7 protein-coding genes are annotated in these 6,162 nt (G+C 66.6%); 5 read left to right on the forward strand and 2 right to left on the reverse strand.

What is annotated here, in order from left to right; genetic code table 11:
* Positions 1-295: 295 nt before the first annotated feature.
* The 3 genes from MKL11_RS21905 to MKL11_RS21915 all read left to right on the forward strand — a co-directional run bounded on the left by MKL11_RS21905 (position 296) and on the right by MKL11_RS21915 (position 2,383).
* Positions 296-511: a hypothetical protein gene (locus tag MKL11_RS21905; protein ID WP_243947286.1), complete on the forward strand. Its 216-nt coding sequence runs from the start codon at positions 296-298 to the stop codon at positions 509-511.
* Between the two features lie 61 nt (positions 512-572).
* Positions 573-950 (forward strand): acyl-CoA thioesterase, encoded by a 378-nt coding sequence (locus MKL11_RS21910; RefSeq protein ID WP_243947291.1) that lies wholly within the window; start codon positions 573-575, stop codon positions 948-950.
* 149 nt (positions 951-1,099) lie between these two features.
* Complete coding sequence (locus MKL11_RS21915) at positions 1,100-2,383, forward strand: cation:proton antiporter (protein WP_243947287.1); 1,284 nt, start codon at positions 1,100-1,102, stop codon at positions 2,381-2,383.
* 73 nt (positions 2,384-2,456) lie between these two features.
* Here the strand turns inward: MKL11_RS21915 and MKL11_RS21920 are convergent, their stop codons facing one another.
* Both MKL11_RS21920 and MKL11_RS21925 read right to left on the reverse strand, forming a co-directional pair.
* On the reverse strand, positions 2,457-5,000 hold the full coding sequence (locus tag MKL11_RS21920) for an HWE histidine kinase domain-containing protein (RefSeq protein ID WP_243947288.1): 2,544 nt from the start codon (positions 4,998-5,000) through the stop codon (positions 2,457-2,459).
* 64 nt (positions 5,001-5,064) lie between these two features.
* Entirely contained in the window at positions 5,065-5,238 is a 174-nt protein-coding gene (locus MKL11_RS21925; RefSeq protein ID WP_243947289.1) for a hypothetical protein, read from the reverse strand.
* Here MKL11_RS21925 and MKL11_RS21930 point away from each other — a divergent pair.
* The gene (locus tag MKL11_RS21930) at positions 5,227-5,640 is read left to right on the forward strand and encodes a response regulator (protein WP_243947290.1); all 414 of its coding nucleotides are present in this window, start codon (positions 5,227-5,229) and stop codon (positions 5,638-5,640) included. The genes MKL11_RS21925 and MKL11_RS21930 overlap by 12 nt on opposite strands.
* Before the next feature lie 393 nt (positions 5,641-6,033).
* On the forward strand, positions 6,034-6,162 hold a 129-nt coding region (locus MKL11_RS21935; RefSeq protein WP_409565894.1), incomplete at its 3' end, for a helix-turn-helix domain-containing protein.

The following is a 6,162-nucleotide window of genomic DNA, read 5'->3' on the forward strand; positions in this document are numbered from 1 at the left end:
GGCACCAGAAGTGTTCATGCCAGCCTTCACCGCTTGGCCGGCTGCGCTCGCCCGACCAGCTCCGCCGGCCAAGCTACCCGTGGTGGAGCGGCCTACCGCGCACTAACTTTAACCTTGGACCACCCTGTGGGGGCCGATCAGTCGAGCTCGCTGGGCCCGAGACGGTCAACACCATGGCGCAGCCGACGCTTCGTGCCGTGGCGGAGACCATGGCCGTATCCGGCCGGACAAGATCCATGCGCCCGCCAGCGCGACCGAGGCCGTCCTCGACGAACTGGAGCGGCTCGGCATCGACATGGCGGACGTCGCCGCCACCCTGGAGGCCAAGGCCGTCGCTTCGTTCGAGGCGAGCTGGGACGAGCTCATCGCCTCGATCAACGGGCAACTCGAACGGGCCGGCGCCGGCGTCATGCCGGCGGGGGCGGTCAGCCCCGCATCCGGCCAAGATGCCCCGAAGGATGCCCCGGCCGCGGCGGCCCCGGAGCGATCAGGGAACGGTGCTCGAACATGAACCCATTCACGCCGATTGTCCGTTTTTCGACCTGACCGAAACCACGGGCGAGGCATACGATATGAGCGACACGGTCCCGAAAATTTCCGATGGCCCACACCTGCGCACTATCGCCATGCCACGCGACACCAACGCGGCCGGCGCCATCTTCGGCGGCTGGACGGTGTCCCAGATGGACCTCGCGGGCGGAACCTTCGCCGCCCAGCGGACCAAGGGACGCGTAGCGACCGTCAGCATCGACGCGATGCGCTTCCTACGGCCGATTACGGTCGGCGACGAGGTGAGTTGCTACTGCACCCTGCAGCAGGACGGCGAGACATCGTTGGGCGTGAGGGTCGAGGTATGGGTCCGGGATCGGACAGGCGGCGATCCCGAGAAGGTCACCGAAGGGGTCTTCACCTACGTAGCCCTGGACGACGACGGAAAGCCGCGGAAGTAGGAGGACCGGCGGAACTAGACATGGTGACATCCGCGGTCGGTAGCATTCCATTGTATTTATCCGACCGGCACGGTCGACGCGAACCCGTCGCCATCGTCGCGGATGCTTCGATTCATTGAACCGTGGCTTGCAGAAACGCTTAAATCCATATGGAAACTTATGTCGTCGTCGTCGCCGGGTTCGGTGTCCTGGTGCTTCTCACGGCATGGTTGCCGATGGTGCTCCGGGCTCTGCCCCTGTCGCTTCCCATCTGCTGCGTCGGGATCGGCGCGGCCCTATCGACCATCCCGGCGGTGGCGCACCTCACCCCCCATCCCGGGTCGCACATAGGCATCATCGAGCATGCAACCGAGGCCGTGGTCGTGATCTCGCTGATGGGAGCCGGCCTCAAGATCGACCGCCTCTTCGGTTGGTTGAGCTGGTCGGTGACGTGGCGCCTCCTCGGCATCGGCATGCCCCTGACCATCCTCGCACTGACCGCCCTGGGGTCTACCCTTCTCGGGCTTGGACTTGCCTCGGCGCTTCTTCTGGCGTCGTCCCTGGCGCCAACGGACCCGGTCCTGGCGTCGGATGTCCAGGTCGGCCACCCCGACGAGGACCACGAGGACGAGCCGCGGTTCGCCCTGACATCCGAGGCGGGCCTCAATGACGGCCTCGCCTTCCCGTTCGTGAACCTCGCCATCGCCCTGGCTGGCACCGGCAGTCTGGCCGGTCTGTCGTGGCCTCACTGGCTCGCAGTCGACGTGCTCTGGAAGATCGCCGTCGGCACTGTGCTCGGGGCGGTCATCGGTCGGGCGCTGGGATGGCTGATGTTCCACCTGCCCAACCTGTCGAAGCTCTCCCGCACCGGCGACGGCTTCGTGGCGCTGGGCGTGACCTGCATCGCCTACGGATGCATCCAGGTCGTCGACGGCTACGGCTTCGTCGGCGTGTTCGCGTCAGCCTTGGCGCTACGCTCCTCTAGCCGCGGGCATGACTACCATCGCAAGATGCACGACTACGCCGAGGAGCTCGAACGTCTCCTGATGATGGTTCTACTCGTCGGGTTCGGGGCGGTGCTCGTCGGTGGGGGACTGCTCCATGACCTGACTTGGCCCGCCGTCGCCTTCGCGCTGGTCGCCCTCCTCATCGTCCGCCCTTTGGCCTGCTGGATCGGCCTGCTCGGAAGTGGTCGATCCGCCGAGGACCGTGCCGTCGTCAGCTTCTTCGGCATTCGCGGACTGGGGACGATCTACTACCTCGCGTTCGCGACCGGGCACGCGTCCTTCGAGGGGACGGAGCTTCTGTGGTCCACGGCTGGCCTAACCGTGCTGATCTCCATTCTCCTGCACGGCGTCACGGTCACGCCGGCGCTGCGCGCCCTCGACCGCCGGATGGGACGCGACATGGAGAGCGCTCAACTCGACCTGACCCTCCCACGGCCAACGGCCTGAACGGGTGGGAAACGTTCGACCAACGGACGAGTCCCACCCCCGTTCTCAACGTACGGACGACGTCCCGAAGGCGTCATGTAGCGAACGCGCGTCGTAGGGCGTCGGCATCGTACGGCTTCTTCACCACCGGCACCGTTCCGAGGTCGGCGGGGATCTTGAAGCTTTCGCCGTAGCCGGTCGCGAAGGCGTAGGGGATGCCGAGTTCGGCCAGCCGACGTGCGACGGGTATGCTGGTCTCGGACCCGAGATTGACGTCGAGGAGCGCCCGATCCGGAGGCGATGCCTCGATCAGGCGCAATGCATCCCGGGTCGAGGCCGCCATGTCGACGGCATCCGCGCCCAGCGACGTGAGGACCTCCTCGGCCTCCAGCGCGATGATCATGTTGTCCTCGACCACCAGCGCCGTACCGGCGAACTGCAACGGCACCGTAGCCTCTTCGCGAACCACGGCAGCCACTTGTACAGGCGGGGCGGCCTGGACGAAGGCAGGCGGCAGGGTGAACCGCGCCTCGACCCCGGTGAGGTCGTAGCGGATGTCGGCCTCGCCCTGGAGCTCGTAGGGGATGGAGCGCTCGATGATGGTGGTGCCAAACCCCCGGCGGGTCGGCGCGCGGACCGCCGGGCCGCCGCTCTCGCGCCAGTGCAGGACGAGGTAGTCGAGGGCGTCGCGCTCCCAACGGATATCGACCCGCCCTCGGGTGTCGCACAGGGCGCCGTACTTGGCGGAGTTCGTCATCATCTCGTGGATGACCAGCGCCATGGTCGAGAATGCTTGTGGCTCCAAGAGCACGTCAGTGCCATCGAGGACGAGGCGGTCTGCCTTGGGCCCAAGGTACGCGCCCGCCTCCAGCAGGATGAGGTTGCGCAGGGACCCCGGACCCCAGTTCGCGGTGGTGATCTGGTCGTGAGCCCGGGCGAGCGCCTGGATGCGGCTGCCGACCAGGGCAGCAAACTCCTTGCCGCTGAGTTCCTCCGACCGGCTCTGGGTGACCACGCCGCGGATCAGGTTGAGGATGTTGCGGACCCGGTGGTTGAGCTCGGCGATGAGGAGCTCCTGCCGCTCCTGGGCGCCCTTGCGTTCCTTCTCTGCCGAATCCGTCAGCCTCAGGATGACCTCCAGCAGCGTGACGCGCAGCGCCTCCGCGGCCCGCAGGTCGACATCGGCCCAGGGGAGCGAACGCCCGTGCACGACCTCGCGCCAAGCCTCGAAGCTCTTCCGCGGGCTCAGGCGAACGCCATTCGGGCCCGGGGTGGCAGGCTTCTCGGGGTTGCCGGCCCAGGTGACCGTGCGTGCGACCTCGGAGCGGAAGAACACCAGGAAGTCGCGTGGGGTGCGTGACACCGGAATGGCGAGCATGCCGGCGGCTCGCTCGGTGAAGTCGCGTCCGGGCTCATGCACGCGGCCGATCTCGTCGGCGGCGTAGGGTCGGCTCGCGGCGGTCCGGTTGAGGAAGCGCACCAGGCCGGTGAACTCCTCCGCCGTCGGGGTCGCGCCCTGCAGGGTGACCTCGCCGTTGACCCAAAGGCCGATGCCGTCGCAGGGCACGATGCCGGAAAGCTCGTCGAGGAAGCCGGAGAGGTCCTCCAGGCTGGTGCCTCCGGAGGCGAGCGCACTCATCAGGCGGGTGTGGATCTCACGTGACCGGCCCTCCTGGGCGGCCTCGGCCTCGCGCTCCCGGCTTTCCAAAATCCACGAGAACATTTGGCCGAACAGCTCGGAGCCGGTGCGACGTTCCAGCGAGATGTGCCGGGCTTCCATGTGGTGGCAGGCGAACAGCCCCCAGAGCTTGCCGTTGCGAAGGATGGAGACCGACAGTGAGGCGGCCACGCCCATGTTGCGCAGGTATTCGAGGTGGATCGGCGAGACCGTTCGAAGTGTGGAGAGCGACAGGTCGAGCGGCTCGCCGTCTGGGTCGCGCGCAGGCACCACCGCGGCGCCGGGCCCATCGACGTCGGCGATGATGCGCAGCCAGTTGCGCTCGTAGAGAGCTCTTGCCTGCTTCGGGATGTCCGAAGCCGGGTAGTGCAGTCCGAGATATCGGTCGAGGCCGGATCGCACGGCCTCCGAGATCACCTCGCCCGAGCCGTCGGGGGAGAAGCGGTAGACCATGACCCGGTCGAAGCCCGTCAGCGCCCGCATCTGCCGGGCGGCCTCGCGGCAGAGCGGCTCGAAGCCAGCGGTCTGCTGCAGGCGCGTGACCATGCTGCGCACGAGGTTGCCGGCGCTGAGGTGCTCGGGCGCGCTGGGTTCGGCCTCGATGACGATGGAACCGCCTGAGAGGTGAAGGGCGACGTCGAACAGGGGCTTGTCCGGCAGCAGACGCACCCCGAACACCCGGTCGACTGCGTCGGGTCCGCGAAGCGTCTGGAGATGCCCTCGCAGGACGTGGATGGCCTCGCCGTCCATGAGTTGGTCGAGGGGCAGCCCGAGCATCGCGTCGACCGGCTGACCAAGCCAGTCCGGCGCGTTCGCGCTGGCCCGGGCGACGATCCAATCGGGCGACACGGCGAGCAGGAAGCCGAACGGCTGCACCGCCCCGAGGATGTGGATGGGCTCGCGGTCGCACGATGACAGGTCGATGGATGTCGGCGGTTGACCGGCGGTAAGCTGGTTCATGTCTTGGGAAGCTTCGGTCGTGCGAACCGACATTCGGTTCGCCCTGTGTTCTCATCCAACGCATTCAAGGCAAACCGGTGGCGCTTAACGTGTCGATGCGCGTTCGCTTCCGGAACCGGAAGATCTCGGGCATGCGGCCGAAGGTGTCGCGGTTGCGCGCTGAAATTACGGCGACGTCCACGTCCTCGTGGATTTGAACCTTCGGCCATTCCTCGCTTTGATGCGGATGGCGAACCATCCCGACACACCGTATGCCCTGGTCGCCGACGACGACCTCCTGATCCGGATGGACGCGGAGACAATCCTTGAGGACGCCGGGTTTCGGGCCCTGTCGGCGGAGAACGGCGTGGAGGCGATCCGGCTCCTCGACCAGTATGCCGGGGCGATTGTCCTATTGTTCACTGACGTTGAGATGCCCGGTGGACCCGATGGCTTCGAACTAGCGCGAACGACTGCCGAACGCTGGCCGGACGTCTCCATCGTGGTGGCATCGGGTGGGAAGAAGCCCGGACCGGGGGACCTTCCCGCCGGTGCCGTGTTCCTCCACAAGCCCTTTAGCGCCCAGGTGGTTCATGAACACCTGGACCGGATCCTTCCGGATGGTCGGAAACCGGAGCCTCTAAAGGGCCGAAGGATGTAGGGGCGGCCCTTGAATGCCTTACATGTATCGGGATCAGACCACGAATGACGCGGAAACGCGCCCCCGGAACGACCTTGGGTTGGTTCCTGACCAAGCCGTTCGTGAAAGAATCATTCGCCTCCCACATCCGGGTGTTCATCGGCCATCCTAAGCCTGAAGGCGGCGGTCGATGGCAGGCATCTGGTACCGGGTCGCATGCCCATACCCACGGGATCGCGAGCGGACACGTCCACGTATGGCGGGTGTTCACGATTGCCCGGGAGCGAAGGCAAGACCTCCCAGAAGTACGTGCTCGGCAACTCCCCTTCCTTCCAGATCGGCACCGCTAGAGCTGTTCCCGGAGGCGTTGCGACGGAGCCGGGGTTGCCGCGTTGACCGGTCAAGGAGCCGGCAATGCCATCACCTTTATCAGTCGATCTGCGCGAGCGCGTTGTAGCGGCCGTGACCGAGGGCGCGTCTTTCCATCGAGCGGCGGCCCGGTTTGATGTGAGCGTGTCGAGTGCAAGCCGATGGTCGGCCCGG

The sequence above is a fragment of the Methylobacterium sp. J-077 genome (assembly GCF_022829365.1).
Classification (GTDB): Bacteria; Pseudomonadota; Alphaproteobacteria; order Rhizobiales; family Beijerinckiaceae; genus Methylobacterium.